The 20,642-nt window shown below is 64.7% G+C and carries 18 protein-coding genes; 6 read left to right on the forward strand and 12 right to left on the reverse strand.

The genetic code is table 11. The features are described from left to right. Positions 1 to 6 precede the first annotated feature (6 nt). Both M2336_RS14745 and M2336_RS14750 read right to left on the reverse strand, forming a co-directional pair. On the reverse strand, positions 7 to 1,260 hold the full coding sequence (locus M2336_RS14745) for a pyridoxal-dependent decarboxylase, exosortase A system-associated (RefSeq protein WP_264573068.1): 1,254 nt from the start codon (positions 1,258 to 1,260) through the stop codon (positions 7 to 9). Next, positions 1,257 to 2,801: an acyl-CoA ligase (AMP-forming), exosortase A system-associated gene (locus tag M2336_RS14750; RefSeq protein WP_264573069.1), complete on the reverse strand. Its 1,545-nt coding sequence runs from the start codon at positions 2,799 to 2,801 to the stop codon at positions 1,257 to 1,259. Before M2336_RS14750 ends, M2336_RS14745 begins: the two co-directional genes overlap by 4 nt. Positions 2,802 to 2,944: 143 nt before the next feature. Between M2336_RS14750 and M2336_RS14755 the strand changes: the two genes are divergently transcribed. Together M2336_RS14755 and M2336_RS14760 are read left to right on the forward strand one after the other, a co-directional pair. Next, on the forward strand, positions 2,945 to 3,250 hold the full coding sequence (locus M2336_RS14755) for a phosphopantetheine-binding protein (protein ID WP_264572267.1): 306 nt from the start codon (positions 2,945 to 2,947) through the stop codon (positions 3,248 to 3,250). Positions 3,251 to 3,433: 183 nt separating this feature from the next. Continuing rightward, positions 3,434 to 3,730, forward strand: coding sequence for a hypothetical protein (locus M2336_RS14760; protein WP_264570643.1), 297 nt, complete (start codon positions 3,434 to 3,436; stop codon positions 3,728 to 3,730). A 111-nt stretch (positions 3,731 to 3,841) separates the two neighbouring features. Here the strand turns inward: M2336_RS14760 and trxB are convergent, their stop codons facing one another. From trxB to M2336_RS14790, 6 genes are all read right to left on the reverse strand, one after another. Beyond that, a complete protein-coding gene (gene trxB, locus M2336_RS14765) occupies positions 3,842 to 4,813 on the reverse strand; it encodes a thioredoxin-disulfide reductase (protein ID WP_181559950.1) in 972 nt (323 codons plus the stop codon). After that, on the reverse strand, positions 4,810 to 4,941 hold the full coding sequence (locus M2336_RS14770) for a hypothetical protein (protein WP_264573070.1): 132 nt from the start codon (positions 4,939 to 4,941) through the stop codon (positions 4,810 to 4,812). The genes trxB and M2336_RS14770 overlap by 4 nt, the downstream gene beginning before the upstream one ends. Before the next feature lie 126 nt (positions 4,942 to 5,067). Beyond that, complete coding sequence (locus M2336_RS14775) at positions 5,068 to 5,814, reverse strand: peptidase (protein ID WP_181559951.1); 747 nt, start codon at positions 5,812 to 5,814, stop codon at positions 5,068 to 5,070. A 43-nt stretch (positions 5,815 to 5,857) separates the two neighbouring features. Further along, complete coding sequence (locus M2336_RS14780) at positions 5,858 to 6,697, reverse strand: transglutaminase family protein (RefSeq protein ID WP_264573072.1); 840 nt, start codon at positions 6,695 to 6,697, stop codon at positions 5,858 to 5,860. Positions 6,698 to 6,715: 18 nt separating this feature from the next. Further along, positions 6,716 to 7,648 carry an alpha-E domain-containing protein gene (locus M2336_RS14785; protein ID WP_181559953.1) on the reverse strand — a complete coding sequence of 311 codons (933 nt, stop codon included), beginning with the start codon at positions 7,646 to 7,648 and terminating at the stop codon, positions 6,716 to 6,718. Positions 7,649 to 7,709: 61 nt separating this feature from the next. Beyond that, on the reverse strand, positions 7,710 to 9,116 hold the full coding sequence (locus tag M2336_RS14790; RefSeq protein ID WP_181559954.1) for a circularly permuted type 2 ATP-grasp protein: 1,407 nt from the start codon (positions 9,114 to 9,116) through the stop codon (positions 7,710 to 7,712). Between the two features lie 406 nt (positions 9,117 to 9,522). Between M2336_RS14790 and leuA the strand changes: the two genes are divergently transcribed. Further along, a complete protein-coding gene (gene leuA, locus M2336_RS14795; RefSeq protein WP_264573073.1) occupies positions 9,523 to 11,217 on the forward strand; it encodes a 2-isopropylmalate synthase in 1,695 nt (564 codons plus the stop codon). Between the two features lie 90 nt (positions 11,218 to 11,307). On the opposite strand, the gene M2336_RS14800 is transcribed toward leuA, so the two are convergent. Then, positions 11,308 to 11,835 carry a cytochrome b gene (locus tag M2336_RS14800; protein WP_264573074.1) on the reverse strand — a complete coding sequence of 176 codons (528 nt, stop codon included), beginning with the start codon at positions 11,833 to 11,835 and terminating at the stop codon, positions 11,308 to 11,310. Between the two features lie 92 nt (positions 11,836 to 11,927). Beyond that, positions 11,928 to 13,955, reverse strand: a complete 2,028-nt coding sequence (locus M2336_RS14805) for a TonB-dependent receptor (RefSeq protein WP_413716183.1) — start codon at positions 13,953 to 13,955, stop codon at positions 11,928 to 11,930. Between the two features lie 122 nt (positions 13,956 to 14,077). Here M2336_RS14805 and M2336_RS14810 point away from each other — a divergent pair, with 122 nt between their 5' ends. After that, the gene (locus tag M2336_RS14810; protein WP_181559957.1) at positions 14,078 to 15,046 is read left to right on the forward strand and encodes a helix-turn-helix domain-containing protein; all 969 of its coding nucleotides are present in this window, start codon (positions 14,078 to 14,080) and stop codon (positions 15,044 to 15,046) included. Between the two features lie 4 nt (positions 15,047 to 15,050). Here M2336_RS14810 and M2336_RS14815 read toward each other — a convergent pair whose 3' ends face one another. Further along, complete coding sequence (locus M2336_RS14815) at positions 15,051 to 16,043, reverse strand: bile acid:sodium symporter family protein (RefSeq protein WP_264593166.1); 993 nt, start codon at positions 16,041 to 16,043, stop codon at positions 15,051 to 15,053. Between the two features lie 248 nt (positions 16,044 to 16,291). Between M2336_RS14815 and M2336_RS14820 the strand changes: the two genes are divergently transcribed. Both M2336_RS14820 and M2336_RS14825 read left to right on the forward strand, forming a co-directional pair. Continuing rightward, positions 16,292 to 18,322, forward strand: a complete 2,031-nt coding sequence (locus M2336_RS14820; RefSeq protein WP_264593167.1) for a S9 family peptidase — start codon at positions 16,292 to 16,294, stop codon at positions 18,320 to 18,322. 97 nt (positions 18,323 to 18,419) lie between these two features. Continuing rightward, positions 18,420 to 18,959, forward strand: coding sequence for a PEPxxWA-CTERM sorting domain-containing protein (locus M2336_RS14825; protein ID WP_264573076.1), 540 nt, complete (start codon positions 18,420 to 18,422; stop codon positions 18,957 to 18,959). Positions 18,960 to 19,118: 159 nt separating this feature from the next. Here M2336_RS14825 and M2336_RS14830 read toward each other — a convergent pair whose 3' ends face one another. Continuing rightward, entirely contained in the window at positions 19,119 to 20,591 is a 1,473-nt protein-coding gene (locus M2336_RS14830) for an aldehyde dehydrogenase (protein ID WP_264573077.1), read from the reverse strand. Positions 20,592 to 20,642 lie beyond the last annotated feature (51 nt).

Below are 20,642 nucleotides of genomic sequence, written 5' to 3' on the forward strand. Positions count from 1 at the left end.
CGCGCATCAATCCTCTTCGACCAGCAACTCGGCGGCCGGGGCATGGCCCAGAAAGGCCGCCGGGCTGGCGCTCGCGCCATAGGCGCCGGCCATGAACAGCGCGACGAGATCGCCGACCGCGACAGGCGGGAGCATCACAGCATCGCCGAGCCGATCCAGCGGCGTGCAGAGGCACCCGACCACATGGACCGGCTCGCTCGCCGGCGGCTCATCGAAGCGGTTTGCCAGCGCAATCGGGTAATTGCGGCGGACCACCGTACCGAAATTGCCGCTGGCCGCGAGCTGATGATGCAGGCCGCCATCCACCACGGCGAAAGTCTCTCCGCGGCTTTGCTTCACGTCGATCACGCGGCTGAGGTAAATGCCGGCTTCCGCCACCAGAAAGCGCCCCAGTTCAAGCGCGAATCGGCTCTCGCGCAGGATCGCGGGACGGTCGGCCAGCAGACCGCCCAGCCCGTCGCCGATAATGGAGAGGTTAAGCGGCGCATCACCGGGGAAGTAAGGCACCCCGAAGCCACCGCCGAGATTGACCAGCGGCGGGCTTAGCCCCACCTCCTCCGACAAGCGCGCGACCAGATCCATCGTGGCCGACTGGGCCGCAACGATGGCGTGCGCATCCAGCGATTGCGACCCCGCAAAGACATGCCAACCGCGCCATTCCGCTCCTGCCGCGATCAGGTGGCGGGTCAGTGCGGCCGCACGATCGGCATCCACGCCGAAGGGCCGCGCGCCACCGCCCATCCGCATGCCCGAGCCCTTCAGCTCGAAATCAGGATTGACGCGCACCCCGAGCCGGGGCCGGATATTGGCGCGTGCAGCCAGCGTGAGTGCGCGCTCGGCCTCGCCTTCCGACTCCAGGTTGATCGTCACGCCCGCCGCAAGGGCGTCGCCCAGCTCCCGGTCGGTCTTGCCCGGCCCCGCGAAGCTGATCCGGCTGCCGGCCATCCCGGCTACCCGCGCCATCTCCAGTTCTCCGGCGGAGGCAATGTCGAACCCGTCCACCAGCCCCGCCATGAGTGAGAGAAGCGGCGCGAAGGGATTGGCCTTCATCGCATAATGAAGGTCGACCCCGGCCGGCATGGCCGCCCGCAGAGCCGCCACGCGCTGGCGGAGCTTGCCGGCGTCATAGAGAAAGGCCGGCGTCTCTCCGATCTGATCGATCAGCGCGGCCACGCCCTGTCGGCCGACGAGCAGCATGCCCCCCTCGCTCTCATAGCCAGGCGGAATCGGCCCCATCGGCTTGGGCTTGAGCGGCGTCATGCGCCGCCCTCCCCGGCCAGCGCGGCGAGCGCCACGCGGTCGATTTTGCCATTGGGGTTACGCGGCATCTGCGACAAAATCCTGATCTCCGCCGGTTGCATGAAATTGGGCAGCGTCTGCCGCAACTGCGCGGACAGACGCTCACCGAGCGAGCCGCGATCGGTCTCGCATAATGCCGCTTCCGCCCGCACGAACAGCACGATGGCCTGGCCAAGGCGCTCATCCGCGCGACCAAGCGCACAGGCTTCGGCCACGCCCGCGACGGCCACCGCCGCCTCCTCTACCTCGCTGGGACTGATGCGATTGCCGGCGCTCTTGATCATCGCGTCGTCCCGGCCGACGAAGCGCAGCAAGCCCTCGCCATCGCGCACCACGGTGTCGCCGGACCACACCGCCATGCCACCATAGGTAGACGCTGCCGGCGCCGGCTTGAATCGCTCCGCCGTCCGTGCTGCATCCTGCCAATAGCCTTGCGCCACCAGCGGGCCGCTATGAACCAGTTCGCCAGGCTCATCATCGTCCGTCAAAGTGCCATCAGCCCGCACGACGAGCACTTCCGCGTCCGGTATCGCCTGGCCGATACTGTCCGGGTGGCGATCCAGCAGGTCGGGAGGGAGATAGGTGGAGCGAAACGCCTCGGTCAGCCCGTACATGGCGAACACGTCCACACCGGGGAATGTCTCGCGCAAGCGTGCGATCAGCGGACGCGTGAGCGCCCCGCCGCTGTTGGTGAGGCGGCGCAAGGCAGCGCGCGCCTCTGGTGGCCAGTCGATCTCGGTCAACTGCACCCAGAGCGGCGGGACGCCGGCCAGCGTCGTGATCGCGTGCCCGGCTGCGACTTTCGCGACCTCCCGCGGCAGCAGATAATCCAGCGGCACCACGCATCCGCCGGCCCACCATGTCGAGAGCAGCTGGTTTTGCCCGTAGTCGAAGCTGAGCGGCAGGAGCGCGAGAGTACGGTCCGTCGCATCGAGACCGAGGTAGCCGGCCACTGACCGCGCGCCAATCATCAGATTGGCGTGGCTGAGCATCACGCCCTTGGGTCGCCCGGTCGAACCCGATGTGTAGAGAATCTCGGCCAGATCGTCGGGGCGCCCCGTGCCGGGCGGCAACGTCGCGGCGTCCGCATCCTCCATCGCAGCGAGCAGCGCGGCCTCTTCCACGCGCGCCACAGCCTCAGCCAGATCGCCTGGCTCCAGCGTCCCCAGCCGCGCGGGCTGTGAGATCAGCATCGCCGCGCCGCTATCCCGCACGATATGGGCAACCTGCGCCCGCTTGAGCAGCGGATTGATCGGCACATAGACATGCCCGGCCCGCACCACGGCCAGAGGCAGCAATGCCGCCAGAAGGCCCTTGGGCAGCCACGCCGCCACCCGACTGCCGCCGGACGCGCCTGCCCCCTCCATACGCGCGGCGAGACAGTGCGCGAGCCGCCCCACCATCTGCTCCATCGTCGCATAATCGATCGCGCCGAGCTTGCCCGCCAGAGCAATGGCAGTCGGATCGCCCTGCTGTGTCAGATGGTCGAGGGGCGGTAGCATCCTCCGCCCATATCATGTTCTTTCAAGGCATGAATAGGCGCGCGCGTTGCGAACGTGGATCGGCCGCAACAGTCGGGCAAGATCGGCCCGGCCCCGCATCGCCATGCTTTCCAAAATGATATCGACCCGCTAGGGGCCCGATGATGCAGACGAGCCAGGATCGAGAGGGCAATGGCGCCTCCAACAGCGCGGCCAGCGATGCGTTGCGCGCATCGCTCGTGGATGTGCTCGGGCTCTCCCCGCAGCGTGTCGATCTGTTCGACGCCGACACGGGTCTGTTCGGGTCGCTGCCGGAACTGGATTCCATGGCTGTCGCCACCTTGCTGACCGATCTTGAGGATCGGCTCGATATCGTCATCGATGATGATGATGTGGATATGGACAGCTTCGAGACATTCGGCAGTCTGGCCGCCATGCTGAGCCGCAAACTGGACAGCCGCGCCGCCTGACAGGCGTACTCCTCCGTATCCGCTTTTCGCACGTAGCGCTGCACCGCGTCATCGGTTTGCATCAAATGCAATCGCTCCGCCGCTTTTTGCGTTTGTGAGCCATGGTGCAGCGCAGCACTATGACCACGGAAGAACATGGGATGCCGAGCAAGGCTCTTTTGCAACTGACAAAGGAGACTGTTCGTGAAAAATGCTTTTTTTGCCGCCGCACTGCTTTCGTTTGCCGTCGTCACACCCGGCCACGCGAAAGAGGCTGAGAAGACCTTCACGCATGAAGGCGTCAGCTACACCTACACCGTCACCGAACTCGGCGACAGCCGCCGGGTGATCGAGGGCCGCGCAACGCCCGGCTCGACCTTCCGTCTCACCGTCGCCAAGGGCCGCGTGATCGGCAGCGCCAACGGCATGCCGGTATCCTTCCGCGTGAAGGATGCGGTCCTGCTGAACGAGACGCCGCTGACCAAGGTTGCCTCGCGCTAATCGCGCCGCGTGACCCGTCTGGGCTCGCGCTCAGGCTCAAGACAAAGGAAAGCCGGGCAGACCTTCGCGGTCGCCCGGCTTTTCACATTCTAGTTCACCGTGATGCCGCGATCAGGCCGGCACATGCTCGCGCTGAGATTCAAAGTCGGCTTCCGCGAGGAACCGCTCGGCATCTAGCGCCGCCATGCAGCCCATGCCGGCCGCCGTCACCGCCTGACGGTAGATCTTGTCCGTCACGTCGCCGGCCGCGAACACGCCCGGAATGCTGGTACGGCTCGTGCCTTTCTCGACGACCAGATAGCCTTCATCGAGCGGCAGCTTGCCCTCGAACAGCTCGGTTGCCGGCTTGTGCCCGATGGCGACGAACGCGCCGTCCGTCTCGATATGGCTCTTCTCGCCCGTCTCGGTATCGATCAGATCGACACCGACGAGACCTTCCGGATCGCCACCGCCGACAAACCGCTCGACGGCCTTGTTCCACACCACCTTGATGTTGGGATGGGCGAACAGGCGATCCTGCAGGATTTTTTCCGCGCGCAGACTGTCGCGGCGGTGGATCAGCGTCACATCATGGCTGTGATTGGTGAGGTACAGTGCCTCTTCGACTGCGGTGTTGCCGCCGCCGATCACCACCACCTTCTTGCCGCGATAGAAAAAGCCATCGCAGGTCGCGCAGGCCGAGACGCCCTTGCCCTGCAGCAGATGCTCGCTCTCCAGCCCCAGCCACTTGGCCTGCGCGCCGGTCGCGATGACCAGCGTATCGCCATAATATTCGGTGCCGCCGTCGCCAGTCAGCTTGAACGGGCGCTTGCTGAGGTCGACGTCGACGATCTGGTCGTACATCATCTGCGTGCCGACATGCTCGGCCTGCGCCTGCATCTCTTCCATCAGCCACGGGCCCTGAATGACCTCGCGGAAGCCGGGATAATTCTCGACATCGGTGGTGATAGTCAGCTGACCGCCCGGCTGCATCCCCTGCACGACAATCGGCGCCATGCCGGCGCGCGCGGCGTAGATGGCGGCCGAAAGACCGGCCGGCCCGGAGCCGAGAATGATCATGCGCGAGCTGTGCGTGGCGGTCATGGGTCGATGTCTTCCTTCGCGGAGAGATAGGGTTGTTTATGCGCCAGCACGGGGTGGCGATTGTCATTCGCATTTAGGGTGTGCGACGCGGAACTCAATGCTTGGGCGACGAGGTTGGGCTTTTCCAACCTCCCCTCCTCTTTAGAGGAGGGGCCGGGGGTGGTGGCGATGCGCCAGCATCACACCCGCGGTGGATAACAGAAGCGTTGCTGCACCACCCCAACCCCTCCTCTGAAGAGGAGGGGCTAAAGTCTTCAGGATCCCGCGCCGATCATCGAGGGCAGCGAATCAAAGCCGGACTTCAGCACCTCTCCCCATTGCCGGGAAATGGTCGAGAATTCCGGGTCGTCTGCTTCGATTCGGCGACGGACGCTGAACTCATATTGATCGCGTGGGATGATGCTCAGATCGAGCGGCATCCCGACCGACAGGTTGGAGCGCAGCGTCGAATCCATGGAGACGCATACCGCCTTGGCAGCATCCGACAGCGACGTGGTCGGCTTGATCATCCGGTCGAGGATCGGCTTGCCATATTTGTGCTCGCCGATCTGGAAGAAGGGCGTGTCCGCCGTCGCTTCGATGAAATTGCCTTGCGAGTAGACCAGGTACAGGCGGGGCTTGCCGCCCTTGCGCTGCCCGCACAGCAGGATGCTGGCACTCAGTGAGGGGCTGGTGCCGCTCATCCCCTCTCGCATTTCCTTCTGAACCGCTTTCATCGCCTCGCCGACCAGATGCGCGGCGCGGTGCATGGTGGCGCAGTTCAGCAGGGTCTCGACCTCGGGATTGTCGACCGCGTCCTTCATGGCGCGGGAGAGCTTGGTGCGCACTTCCTGCGTGACCGAAAGGCTTCCGGAACACAGCAGCGCAATCGCCCGCTCGCCGGGGCGCTCATAAGTGAAGGTCTTGCGGAACATGCCGATATTGTCGAGCCCGGCATTGGTCCGCGTGTCAGAGAGCATCACCAGGCCGGCCTCGACCCGCAATGCCACGCAATACGTCATTTTATGCCCCTTTTTCATGCCCGCACCGAGCCGCCCGCCCGACTCACTGTTGCGTCTGGGATTGTGCGGTATCCTCAGATGGCAGACTGGCAATCTGCACGTCGTGCGACAATGCGGTTTCGCCCCCTGCGATCATCACGCCCCGAATCGGCGCGGCATCTGCGGCATCAAGGCCACAGCACAGGCGCACATGCCCCTCTACCGGGCAGAGGCCCAGCGTAATATCGAACCCGATCCAGCCCAGCCCCTCTACCCAGGCTTCCGCCCAGGCATGGGGCTCATGGTCGCTATCCGGCCGCTCGTCGTCCCGCAGATAGCCCACCACATAGCGGGCCGGGATCAACAGGCTGCGCGCCGCTGCAATGAAGACATGCGCCTGATCCTGGCACACCCCCGATTTCTGGGCAAAGGCCTGCGCGGCCGTGGTTTCCATGCTGGTGCTGCCGGATCGATATTCGATCTCCTCGTGCACCAGATCGGAGAGGGCGTGGAGGCTGGCGAGCACGCCCTCCTCCCGTCGCGCGCGCTGGGCCAGATCGGCAATCGCCGCGTCGATCTCGGTCAGCGGCGTCGCGCGCAGGAACAGCTGGGGCCGCACTGCCCCATCGGCAGGCTTGAGCACACCGGCGCAATCGACTGTCCGCACTGTCCCTTCTGACAGGATCGTGACGCTGTCGACCCGTCCGGGCGCGCGCCACACGGCCTCCGCATCGCCATAACCGTTGACGATCCAGCGTTCGATGGGCTGGCCGTTCGCTGTCACCGTCCATTGCTCGACGGTTTGCGCGTTGCTGGTCGCGGGCAACAGGCGCAGGCGCATGACCACGCCGCCAGCCTCCTCCTCATACCGATAGACAGTCTCGTGACGGATCGTGATCCGCATGGCCCGGTCGCCTCCCGCTCAGCCGAAATGATAGGCTTGTGCGATTTCGTGCCCAAGCATGTTGCACTGGACAATCTTGCTCTGGACGGTTTCGTGCAAGCCCCGGCGGAAAATATCTCCGCTATTGGCCTGCGCGAGCGTCTCCACCATCTCCTCGCTGCGCAAATTGGCCGGCGTGCGCTGGCCATGCCAGCTGGCCAGCCGCTGCAGCCGATAGGCGATCTGGTCGAAGCAATAGAGCGTGCTGCGCGGAAACTGGCGGTTCAGCATCAAGAAGTCCGTGATCTGCGCCGGCGTGTAGGAGCCGCCATAGACATGGTGATAGGCGCGGCTGCCCGACAGAGCGTGCAGCACCGAAGTCCATTGATAATGGTCGCGGTGGCCGCCGACCACTTCGGTCTCCGGCAGCAGGACGTAATATTTGACGTCCAGCAACCGCAACGTCATCTGCGCCCGCTCCAGCGCGCCACCGACGCGCAGAAAATCATGCCCCTCGTTGCGCAACTGGCCACTCTCGGTCGCGCCCCGGAAGATCATCGCGCGGGTCTTCACCCAGTCGATGATCTCGGCGAACTCGCGGCGCGCATCGTTGACCCCATAGGTTTCGAGCTTGCGCCAGCCCTCGTTGAGCGCTTCCCACATCTCCTGCGTGAGGGCGGTACGCACCGACTTGCCGTTCTGCCGTGCCCGCGCGAGGCAGGCGCGGATGGAAGCAGGGTTATCGGCATTCAGGATGAGATGTTCGACGATGTCGCTCTCGCGGATGATGGCATCCTTGCCGAACACATCCTCGCACTCGGTGACCTGCACGACCGAGCGCCACTCGTCGCGCATCGTCGCGCCGGGGAGGATGGTCATCCGCTGCCCCATGGTGAGCAATCGCGCAGTGGCTTCGGCGCGCTCCATGTAGCGGGCCATCCAAAACAGATTTTCGGCGGTCCGGCTCAGCATGGGTGGCCTCCCTTTGGTTGGGCCTGCATGCCGCAAACGGCCTCTCTCATCGCAGCCCCCCTCACCGCAGCACCCACGTGTCTTTGACGCCGCCGCCCTGGCTTGAATTCACCACCAGCGATCCTTCCGCCAGCGCAACCCGCGTCAAGCCTCCCGGCACCAGCCTGATCTCCTTGCCGACAAGGCAGAAGGGCCGGAAATCGACATGGCGCTGCACCAGCCCGACCGGCCCGAGTGTGGGCGCGGCCGAAAGGTCGAGCGTCGGCTGCGCAATGAACTCGGAGGGATTGGCGCGGATGCGCCCAGCATAAGCCTCGATCTCGCTCGCGCTGGCCTTGGGGCCGATCAGCATCCCATAACCGCCCGAGCCGTGAACTTCCTTCACAACCAACTCGGGGAGATGGTCCATCACATAAGCGAAATCGTCCGGCTTGGAACATTGCCAAGTCGGCACATTCTGCAGGATCGCCGTCTCGCCCAGATAGAAGCGGATCATCTCCGGCACATAGACGTAGATCGCCTTGTCGTCCGCGATGCCCGCACCGGGCGCGGAGCAGAGCGTTACGCCGCCCCCGCGATAGGCATTGAACAGCCCCGGCACGCCCAGCAGGCTATCGGGCCGGAAAGCGAGTGGATCGATGAAATCATCGTCGATGCGCCGGTAGATCACATCCACCCGGCGGGGGCCGCGCGTGGTCTGCATGAAGACCAGCCCGTCTTCCACGAAGAGATCGGCCGGCTCGACCAACTCGACGCCCATCAGGTCGGCCAGATAGCTGTGCTCATAATAAGCGCTGTTGAACGAACCGGGGGTAAGCACCACGACCTGCGGCACGCCCTTGCAGGCGGGCGGCGCCACCTCCTGCAGCGAGCGCAGAAGCTGGCTCGGATAATCGTCCACCGGCGCAACCCGCTGCCGGGCAAACAGCTCCGGGAACATCCGCGTCATAATCTCGCGATTTTCCAGCATGTAGGAGACGCCCGAGGGCGTGCGACAATTATCCTCCAGCACCATGAAATCATCGAGACCGGTGCGAACGATGTCGATGCCGACGATATGGCTGTAGACCCTGCCCGGCGGGGTAAAGCCGGCCATCTCCGGCTTGTAGGCCTTGTTCTGATAGACGATGTCGCCCGGCACGATCCCGGCCCGGATGATTTCGCCGCGATTATAGACGTCGAGCAGGAAGGCATTGAGCGCCGCCGCGCGCTGGCGAATGCCGGCTTCCAGGCGCGCCCATTCCGCAGCGGTGAAGATGCGCGGCAGCAGATCGAAGGGAATAAGCCGCTCTGGGTCGCCGCCCTCCCCGTACACAGCAAAGGTGATGCCGATGCGCCGGAAGATCGCTTCCGCCTCGCTCAATCGTCGGTGCAACCCCTCGATGCCGGTCTCATCCACCCATTGCTGAACCACCGCGTAACAATCGCGAACGTCTCCAGCCTCACCCAGCATCTCGGAACATGTCATCAGCGTATGCGTTTCTCTATCTTATTGTGCATTGCAGCATAGTGAGCCGGGGAAATTCAAAATCAAGAGTAAAAATCGCGGGAGGGACGATCGCGTTCCGCGCGGTTAAAAATATCTGGGCAAGGCGCTGCAGCGGATTGACGCACCGCGAAAAATATGGCCGATTACCGCCGTTTTCCTACTTCATGCTGGACGGATGGTGATTTTCCGTGCATGGGAGCGCGCATGGACTTTTGGCTGGCCCTTCGCCTTACGCGACTTACGCGCCCTTAGGCGCGATACCCAAGCGGTTGCCGCAGGCGGCCCGCTGCGCCTAAGGGCCTTTTAGCCACAGAATCAGATCCTCATCAGTGCAAATGGATAGCGCCTGCGTGCATTTGGCTGTGAACAATGAAATGTCCGAACCATGATGCTGAGCGACCCGTCACAGAAATATCGTCCCTTCCCGCAAGTGGACCTGCCCGACCGGCAGTGGCCCTCGCGCACGATCACGCAGCCGCCCCGCTGGCTCTCGACCGATCTGCGCGATGGCAATCAGGCGCTGATCGATCCGATGGATACCGAGAAGAAGACCCGCTTCTTCGAGCTGCTGACCCGCGTCGGCCTCAAGGAGATCGAGGTCGGCTTCCCCTCGGCGGGCGCGACCGAGTTCGATTTCATCTCCGGCCTCGTCAAATCGGGCCGCATCCCGGACGATGTCATCATCCAGGTGCTCACGCAGGCCCGCCGCGACCTCATCGAGCGCACCTTCGAGAGCCTGCAGGGCGCGCGCCAGGCTATCGTCCACGTCTACAACGCCGTCTCTCCGGCGTGGCGGCGGATCGTGTTCAACATGGAGCGGCCGCAGATTAAGCAGATCGCCGTCGATGCCGCCAAGATCATTCGCGACGAGGCCGCCAAGCAGCCGAACACCGATTGGCGGTTCGAGTACAGCCCGGAGACCTTTTCCACCGCTGAACTGGATTTCAGCCTGGAGTGCTGCGAGGCAGTGATGGACATTCTCCAGCCGACGCCAGAGAAGCCGCTGATCCTCAACCTGCCCGCCACGGTCGAGGCCGCGACGCCCAATATCTATGCCGACCAGATCGAATGGTTCTGCCGCCATATCCGGAACCGCGACAGCGTGGTCATCTCGCTGCACCCGCATAACGACCGGGGCACCGGCGTGGCGGCGGCGGAGCTGGGTCTGATGGCCGGCGCCGATCGCGTCGAGGGCTGCCTGTTCGGCAACGGCGAGCGCACCGGCAATTGCGATCTGGTGACCGTGGCGCTCAATCTCTACACGCAGGGCGTCTCGCCGGGCCTCGACTTCTCCAACATGGAAGAGGTCGTGCAGACGGTGACCTACTGCAACCAGCTCCCCGTCCACCCGCGCCATCCTTATGCGGGCGATCTGGTGTTCACCGCCTTCTCCGGTAGCCATCAGGACGCGATCAAGAAAGGTTTCGCCGCGCAGGAACAGCGCAATGACGAGATCTGGGACGTGCCCTATCTGCCCATCGATCCGGCGGATATCGGCTGCTCCTATGAAGCCGTGATCCGCGTCAACTCGCAGTCCGGCAAGGGCGGCGTCGCCTGGGTGTTGCAGCAGGACAAGGGCCTCAAGCTGCCCAAGCGGATGCAGGGCGATTTTTCCAAGGTGGTGCAGGACATGGCGGACAAGTCCAGCCGTGAGCTGCATGCCGCCGACATCTGGGAGGCGTTCGAGCAGCATTACTGCCTCACCGGCGCGCAGCCCTATGCGCTGGTCGATTATGTCGAGAGCGGGCCCGCCGGGAACCGCGTGTTCACCGGCAAGATCGTCCATGATGGCACGGAGCGCAGCATATCGGGCCGGGGCAACGGCCTGATTTCGTCGGTCCTCTCGGCCCTGCGCGATGAACTCGGCATCGGGCTCGACGTGGTCGACTATAATGAGCACGCCATCGGCACCGGGGGCAACGTCCTCGCGGCGGCCTATGTCGAATGCCGCACCGATGATGGCACCACATTCTTCGGGGTCGGTACGGATGAAGACGTGGCGACGGCATCGGTGAAGGCCGTGCTGTCGGTCGTGAACGCCTATCACCGCCGCCAGAATGCTGCAGCAAAGGCTGCCTGACCCGCCCAATCCTTCAGAGCATCGATAAACCCGGCCGAAGCAGCCCTCCGGCCGGGTTTTTCATATCCCCCGCAGGTTACGCCCGCAGCGTCACACCATCCTAATAATCAGCCCATCCCGGCGGATGAACTGGTGCCACAGCGCCGCGCCGATATGGCCGATCACCAGCGCCCCGAAGATGAGCCCAAGCACCTCATGCGAACCGGCCACGTTCACGATGGCATCGCCTCGCGCCACCGCGAATTTGGGCACGTCGAAGACATTGAACCAGTTGAGCGGACGCGGCCCTGCCGAGGACATGATCCAGCCGGTGAGCGGCATGAGGATCATCAGGGCATAGAGCAGACGATGCATCAACGCCGCCGCGCGCTTGGTGCGTCGGGATATGGTCGTCGGCAGCGGCGGCGGGCTGTTCATCAGGCGCCAGAGCAGCGCCAGTACGGACAGGACGAGGACGGTCAGCCCGATGGATTTGTGAATATTCATGACGCCGGGGATCACCGCGCCCAGCGGATCGTGCCCGAGGCCGATCGCGATATTGGCGATAATCAGCAGCGCAATGATCCAGTGCAGCCAGATCGCCACCATGGAATAGCGCACCCCCGCGTAAGTCCCCATCACGTCCTCCAACATGCCCAACAATGGGCAGAATGCGGACAAGGGCCCCGCTGCGCAAGAGGCCGCTCAAATATGCGAGCGCGACGGAGGCGCTATCCCGCGATCTGGATGCCGATCCAGAAGGTCTGCGGTGTGCCGAGGTCTGTGCTCACGGCGCCATTGGTCGAGGTGACCTGTCGGGTGACCACGCGCTCGTCGAACAGGTTCTCGACCCGGCCGACCAGCGCCACCCGGCCGGTCAGTGGCACGCGGGCATAGCCGTCGAGCGTGGTTGCGGCGGGCATCCGGTCGGCCTGCAGATCGTCCTCATATTGCGGGCCGACATGGCGCACGGTGAGCGCGAGGCGGGCGTTGCCGGGAGCGTGCCAGCCCAGCGTGGCGCTGGCGCCGTGGCGCGGGCTTTGTGCTGGTTGCAGGCCATCGAGCTGGGCCGCCGCGCCGCTCGCCTCCACGCGGCTGTCATTATAGGCATAGGATGCCGCGAGATCGAAGTCCCCCAGCGTCATCGTCCCGCTCACTTCGATGCCCTTCGCCACAATCGCATCGACATTGCGGCGCTGGCGCAGATTGGTGCCGATCGTCACGTTCGCGACGGCATCGGCCAGATGATTGTAGAAGGCGGTGGCAGAGAGCGTCAGGCCGGGCGCCGGGGTCAGATCGAACCCGGCCTCGACACCGCGCAGCCGCTCGGGGGCGAGATCGGCATTGGCCTGCGTCGTCACCGGAAACACCGTGAAGCCGCGATACAGCTCGTTGATCGTCGGCAGGCGGAAGCTGGTATAGCCCGCTGCACGCAAAGCCACTCCCGGCGTTGCCTGCCAGATCAGTCCAGCGCGGAAGCTGCCCTCCCAATCCTCGCGGTCGGCATAGGTCACCGTCCTGACCACCCCTGAGGCCGGCGTTCGCTCGGTGAAGCGCCCTCCGCTGATCCGCCAATAGTCGAGGCGCGCGCCGCCGGTCAGGATGAGGCGCCCGAGCGACCAGTCATCCTCCACATAAATGCCGCTCGTGACCTGCCGGCCGCTGGCTTCACGCCGCGCGGTGGCGGCGCCGGTCGTGGCGTTGAGCGCCTCCTCAAACATGTCTGCGCTCGCGAACCGGCTATCGGCGCCGATCCGCAGCAGATGATCCTCACCCACCGGCGGGCGCACCTCCAGCTTGCCGCCGAGCCCTGTCGACGGAGTGTTGCGCTGGTTCAGCGTCAGGCGAAAGCTCGTCGCGCTGACCACGATATTGCTGAAGTTGCGCAGCTGCACATAGCCCAGCGCCTCGACCTGCCAGTCGCCGCGCCCGACATAACGGAGGCTGGCGTCCTGCCCTTCCTGCGCGCTATCGGCCCCGGCGAAGCGCAAGGTCCGGTCATCGCGAAACAGGCCGATGCGCGCCTGAATCTCGCTCGACTCGCCCACGGCGGCGACACCGCGCGCGCTCACCGCCCATGTCTCGTAGCCCGCCGGCACGCTGGCCGCGACGCGCTGGTCCGCAGGCGTCGTCCAGAAACCATCGCCACGGGCATAGCTACCGGAGATGGAGACGAAGCCATTGCCGAGATCGGGACTAAGGCTCGCCTCGATCTGCTGCGCATTGCGCGAGCCATAGAGCGCGCGAGCGCTATAGCGCGGCAATTGCGTGCGATCGGCGCTGAACAGCTCGATGCTGCCGGCGACCGTGCCGGCCCCGAAACTCCCCGCCCCGCCACCCCGTGTGATCCGCGCCGCGCCAATACCGTCGAGCGGCAAAGCATTGAACGGGATGGAACCGAAGAAGGGATCGGCCAGCGGCACCCCATCGAGGAGCACGACCGCCCGGCTGGTCGCATTGCCGCCCAGCGCGCGCAGCGTGACGCCCTGCGCCGAAGGATTGGCCGAGCGGCTATCCGACCGGCGGAACTGCTGGAAGCCGGCGACATCGCCCAATGCATGTTCGATGGTGCCGGATGCATCTTCCGCCAGCCGCGTCTTCTCGAGCGTCACCGATCCATAAGCCGGCGTGCCCGGCGGCAGCGCGAGCCCCTGCCCCAGCACCACCACATCCGGGCCGGTTTCCTGCGCGTGAAGGGGCATGGAGAGCAGCAGACTGGTGCCACTAAGCAGCACGATAAAGCGATAGTGGGTCATCATGGGGCCGGGCCATGCCGGATCGGCCCGGCCTTGGCAACGCCGCGATAAATAAGCGCGGATGTCTGACCATTTGCTTTGACAAGGCTCGGCACCTGTCTCAATACAGGATCGGAGTTGAGGAGATGGAAGCAGTCAATCTCGAGGGTCTATCCTCGGTTGTCGACCTGAGCGGCTTTGATCGGGCCAAGCGCGCGGACATATGGGCTGGCGCGGCGCCGAATGTTTTTCCCGGCCTGTGCGTACAGGCGATCGAGGCCAATCCCACAATCGGAGCGATCCTGCATCGCCGTGTTGGCCCGGGCGCGCTGTTCGCCGTGTCCTCCGCCCCGGCCGAGGTGACATACGCGCCCACCGGCAGCCCGGAATCCCACCAGTTTCTTACCATGATGTTGCAGGCGGAAGGCAGCTCTCTTGCTACCCAACGGCAACGCCAGTGCGAAATGGCGCCGGGCGACATCTGCTTTATCGACGAGCGCTACCCATTCCGCCTGTGCGGTCTGGATTACAGCCAGCTGTTGCTGCTGCGGATGCCGCGCGCGCTGGTCATGAGCCGTTTCCCGGACATGGAGCATCTCGTCGCGACGCTCATTCCCGGACGTGATGCCGGCACCTCCCTGCTCGCTCATACCGTGCTGCACCTGCTGCGCGTGGCGGGCGACCTGCGTGAGGCGCAGCAGCACGCGGCGATGAATGCCGTCATCCAGCTCCTTGGCGCCACCTCCGGCCTCGCGGTAGAGCTGGAGAATGTCCACTGGCGCGTGCAGAAAGCGCTCGACTATATCGAGCTCAATCTCTCCATCCCCGGCCTGACCGCCGAACAGATCGCGCAGGCGCAGCATATTAGCCGCCGCCGACTCGATCAGCTGATGCGCGATGCGCTCGGCGTCTCGATCACCGGACAAATCTGGAATCGCCGCCTGCAACGCGCTGCTGACGATCTGCGCGACGCACGCTGGGCGGGCGCCTCGATCTCGCAGATCGCTTTTGCCAACGGCTTCGAAGACCCGGCCCATTTCGCCCGCGCCTTCAAGCGCCGGTTCGAGACGACGCCAGGGCAGTGGCGCGCCCTCGCCCGGCCTTTGACTCACTGACCAGTCAGGATTCGTCCGGTGCCGCCGCAATCGCGCGGCGCTCATAGGCGCGCGCCAGAAACGCGCCGGTCACGAGCTGGACGATGTGGAACATCATTACCGGCAGGACGACGGCGCCGGCCATGGCTGCGGGGAAAAGCACATTCGCCATCGGCACGCCCGTCGCCAGCGACTTGACCGAGCCGCAGAAGACAAGCGAAGCCTCGTCAGGACGCGCCAGGCCGGTCAGCCGCGCCGCCAGCCGCAGCACGATGACGACCACGGCCAGGATGAGCAGGCAGAAGCCGAGCAGAATGGCGATGTCGATGCCGGAGATCGCCTGCCAAAGGCCGCCGGTCACCGCCTTGCCGAACGCCCCGTAGACCATCACCAATATGGCGCCGCGGTCCACGAAGGAGGTCAGCATCTTGTGGCGCAGCAGCCAGGCGCCGATCCAGCCGTGCAGCGCCTGACCGATGGCGAAGGGGATCAAGATCAGACCCACGATCGCCCAGACGGCATCCATGTTGATCGCCGCGCTGCTCGCCAGCAGCAGGCCAGTCAGCAGCGGTGTAAAGACCACGCCGGCCAGATTGGAAGCTGCCGCCGCGCATACCGCTGCCGGCACATTCCCCCGCGCAATCGACGTCAGCGCGATGGACGACTGCACTGTCGAGGGCAGGCAGCACAGGAAGAGAATGCCGGTGAACAGCATCGGCTCGATAACCGGCCCGGAGAGCGGCTTGAGGGCGATACCGATCAGCGGAAACAATGCGAAGGTCGCCGCGAGGATGAGCAGTTGCAGCTTCCATTGGCCGATGGCGCCGACCACCGCCTCGCGCGGCAGACGCGCGCCGTGGATGAAGAACAGCGCAATCACCAGCACCTTGCCGAGCAGATCCACCGCCGCAACCAGACTCCCGCGCGCGGGCAAAAAGCTCGCCAGCAACAGCGTGCCCAGCAGCATCAGCGTGAAGCGGTCGACCTTCAGCCAGGCAAGGCGACCGGTCTTTTTCAATTGCTATCCCCCAATCGGATGAATGTCTGGCAGGCACCCTTAGGCCCATCCCGGCAAAGCCCATAGGCTCATGGCGCACAAATTCTAGTCGGCAAAACCCCCTGACGGCTGCCGCACGCCTTAGCCCGCCATCCAAAAGCCTCGGCCGGCTAGCCCGTCGCGGAACCATTCGATATGCTCGCGCTATTCCGAAACAGCCGGCTCCCCTCTTTCCCAGCGGATGACCGGCCCATCGAGAGACATGCTTTATGAAGAGGCCGACCTGCGTGACGACATTTGCCCTTGGTTTCATACTGGCTGCCGGCGGCGGCGTGCCCGCGACGGCGAGCTTCGCGCAGGATGCGCCGATCATCGAGCGGCAGCGCCTGTTCGGCAACCCGGACCGCGCCCAGCTGCGGGTGAGCCCGGATGGCAAATATCTTTCCTGGCTCGCGCCGCGCGATGGCGTGATGAACATCTGGGTCGCCCCGGCCGACCATCCCGATCAGGCCAAGCCGATGACGGCAGAGAAGGACCGGCCCATCGGCGTGCACTACTGGACGGCCGATTCCGCCATGCTGCTCTATGTGCAGGACAAGGGCGGGGACGAGAATTACCTGCTCTACGGGGTCGATGTCGCCACCGGCACCGAGAAGCTGCTCACGCCCTTCGAGAAGACGCGCGTGATGATCGTCGGCACCTCCACCACGATCAGCGACCGCATTCTCGTCGGCATCAACAACCGCGACGAGCGCTGGCACGATGTCTATAGCCTCAACCTGAAGACCGGCGCGCTGACCGAGGTCATCCGGGGCGATGGCTATGCCGGCTTCCTCGCCGACAATAATCTCGTGCTGCGCATGGCGCTGCGTCCCAATGCCGAGGGTGGCTATGATTTCTTCCGGGTCACGAACAACGTCGTGGAAGACAAGCCCCTCTCCCGCACCACGCTGGAAGATGCCCTGACCACCCAGCCCGCCGGCTTCACCACGGATGGCAAGACGCTTTACTGGCTGGACAGCCGGGGCCGCGACACCGCAGCATTGATCGCGCAGGACGTCGCCACGGGGAAGAGCCAGGTGCTCGCCGCCAATGACAAGGCCGATGTGGGCGGCGCCATGGCCGATCCCGTGACCGGCGAGATCGAGGCATATTCGGTCGAGTATCTGACCACCGAATGGACGGCGATCGACCCCGACGTCGGCCAGTCGCTGGCGTGGCTGCGCAAGCGGCTGAAGGGCGATTTCCAGGTCACCTCCCGCACGCGCGACGATACCGTCTGGACGATCTACAACGATCCGGTCACCGCGCCGGCCGCCGCCTGGCTGTACCACCGCAAGAAAGGCGCGCTCACCAAGCTCTATGTTAGCCGCCCCGATCTGGAAGGCGCGCCGCTGGTGCCCATGCATGCACGGGAGATCCCCGCACGCGACGGCCTTGCGCTGGTCTCCTACCTCACCCTGCCGCCCGGCAGCGATGCCAATGGCGACGGCGTGCCGGACAAGCCGGCGCCGATGGTCCTGCTCGTCCATGGCGGCCCGTGGGCGCGGGACAGCTTTGGTTATAACAGCTATCACCAGTGGCTGGCCAATCGCGGTTATGCCGTGCTGTCGGTCAACTTCCGTGGCTCGACCGGCTTTGGCAAAAGCTTCATCACGGCCGGCAACCTGCAATGGGGCCTCAAGATGCATGACGACCTGATCGACGCGGTCGATTGGGCGGTCAGCAAGGGCATCACGGCCAAGGACAAGGTCGCGATCATGGGCGGCAGCTATGGCGGCTATGCGACGCTGGCCGGTCTCGCCTTCACGCCGGATGCCTTCGCGTGCGGGGTCGATATCGTCGGCCCCTCCAATCTGGAGACGCTGCTGAACACCATCCCGCCCTATTGGACCGCCGGCATCGAGCAATTCCACCAGCGCATGGGCAATCCCAACACGCCCGAGGGTTTGGCGCTGCTCAAGGCAGCCTCGCCGCTGCACAAGGCGGGCCAGATCAGCAAGCCGCTGCTCATCGGTCAGGGTGCCAATGATCCGCGCGTGAAGCAGGCGGAGAGCGACCAGATCGTGGAGGCGATGAAGGCCAACGCCATTCCGGTGACTTACGTGCTCTACCCGGACGAAGGCCATGGCTTCGCCAAGCCGCAGAATAATATCGCCTTCAATGCGATCACCGAGAGCTTCCTCTCGGCCTGCCTCGGCGGGCGGGCAGAGCCAATCGGCGCCACGGTCAAGGAGTCGAGCGCCAAGGTGCTGGCCGGCGCGGAGATGCTGCCGGGCCTGAGCGATGCGCTGAAGTAACTCGAAACAAAGGCAGGCCGGTGCCGCCCGGCCTGCCGCGCTCTAGGCGCATCTTCGAAAATGAGACAGTCTGGCGCATCCTTTAGGGAGGCGTTCCATGTTGAAGCCTGTGCTCGCGGCCGCTCTGGCCACCCTGTCTCTCCCCGCTCATGCCATCACCCCATTCGAGATCAGCGGCACTGCCGATGTGTACCGGATCGATCAGGTCGCGCAGACCACGACCTATCTGGGCAAGACGACGTTTTTCGCGAGCGGCGATCTCGCGGTGGGCGGCAATGGCGGTGGCACCATGCCCGGCGATTTCACCTATTCCGCCCTGTTCGGCCATGTGACGCGCTGGGACATCGGCTTTTCGTTCGGGCCGGAGACGGTTGATCCCTTCGATGGGCTGTTTCACGCCACGCAGGGCGGCGGCGTCTTCATGTCCGGCTACGAGGTGTTTGATCGCGCCGACCTGACGATCACCAGCGCGCGCATGTGGCAGGATGAGAGCTGGCCGGCCGAACCCTTCCCCTATATCCGCTTCGGCTCCTTCGTCCCCGAACCCGCAAGCTGGGCCATGATGATGGGAGGCCTGGCGCTGGTGGGTGCGATGATTAGGCGGCGGGAGATGTCGTTGAGCTTGGCGCGGGCCTGATGCACAACTTGTGCTCCTGCGAAGGCAGGAGCCCAGGGCCCAACCGCAACGCGCTATCGCCCTGGGCTCCTGCCTTCGCAGGAGCACGCGCTTTTCTTGCTTGTAAGTCCCTGATGCCAGCGCCCGCCCGCAACAATCGCGGGCGGGCGTCCGACCAGATCAGGCGAAGTAAACCGCCTTCGTCTCCGTGTAGTTTTCGAGACCTTCGATGCCGCCATCGCGACCGAGGCCGGACTGCTTGAAGCCGCCGAAGGGCATGTGAATGTCCACCATCATGCCGTTGATCGTCACCGACCCGGCGCGATATTCGCGCGAGACGGCGAAGCCGCGCTCGGCATCCTGCGTGTAGATTGCGCCGTGCAGACCGTAGACGGTGTCATTGGCCTTGGCGATCATGTCCGCCTCATTGTCATAATCGACGAACGAGACGACCGGGCCGAAAATCTCCTCCTGGAAGATCGTCATGCTCGGGTCGACGTCGGTGAACACGGTCGGCTCGATGAAGAAGCCACGGTTGAGGTCGGCCGGGCGGCCGCCGCCGAGCGCAAGCTTGGCCCCCTCGGCCTTGCCCTTGGCGATATAGCCCTGCACGCGCTCAAGCTGGCGCTGCATGGTGAGCGGGCCCATGCCGGTATCGGCCTCGAACGGATCGCCGACCTTCACCTTGGAGACGGCGCTCGTATAGGCGTCGATGATCTCGCTCTTGCGGCTCTTGGGCACCAGTACGCGGGTCAGCGAGAAGCAGACCTGCCCGGTGATCGGCATGGAATAGGGCACGAGGCTCTTGAGCACATGGTCCATATCGGCATCGTCGAGGATCATCGCCGCCGACTTGCCGCCCAGCTCCAGGCTGACGCGGGCGAGACGCTCAGACGCGACGCCGGCAATGTGCTTGCCCGCTGCGGTCGAGCCGGTGAAGCTGATCTTGTCGATGCCCGGATGACGGATGAGGTGGTCGCCCACCTCGCGCCCGGCCGGCAGCATGTTGAACACGCCGGCGGGGATGCCCGCTTCCTTGATCGCTTCAGCAAGGATGTGCGCGTCGATGGGCGTTTCCGGCGAAGGCTTGCAGACCATGGTGCAGCCTGCGGCCAGCGCGGCTGCGACCTTGTAGACCAGCAGCACCAGCGGGGCGTTCCACGGCGTGACCGCCGCGACGACGCCGACCGGCTCCTTCACGACGCGCACCTTGTTGCCGCCCATCGAGCCGATGCGCTCATCGACGAACTTGTAGCTGTCGCACAGCTCGCCATAGAATTTGAACAGGCCGGGCACCTGATAGCTGGCCTTGCTGGAGAAGCCGATCACGGCGCCGACCTGGCCCGTCCAGGCCTCGGCCAGCTCGGGCATGCGCGCCATCAGAATGTCGGAGACCTTCTTGAGGTACACGCCGCGCTCGGCGGGCGCCATGCGTGGCCACGGGCCGGTGTCGAAAGCCTTGCGTGCGGCGGCGACTGCGACGTCCACGTCCGCCGTGGTCGGCTCGAAATAGGTGAGGACGGTTTCCTCGTCATGCGGGGTCACCACCGACAACTCGTTGGTGCCGCTGCTCTTGCGCCACTCGCCATCGATGAACAACTGCGCCGCGCCGCGATCCTTTATGCCTTTGATCGTCTTGTTGAAATTTTCCATGCCGAATCTCCTAAGATCGAACGTCCTCTTCGTGGCGCCTTAATTGGCGAT

It is taken from the genome of Sphingobium sp. B1D7B, assembly GCF_025961965.1.
Classification (GTDB): Bacteria; Pseudomonadota; Alphaproteobacteria; order Sphingomonadales; family Sphingomonadaceae; genus Sphingobium.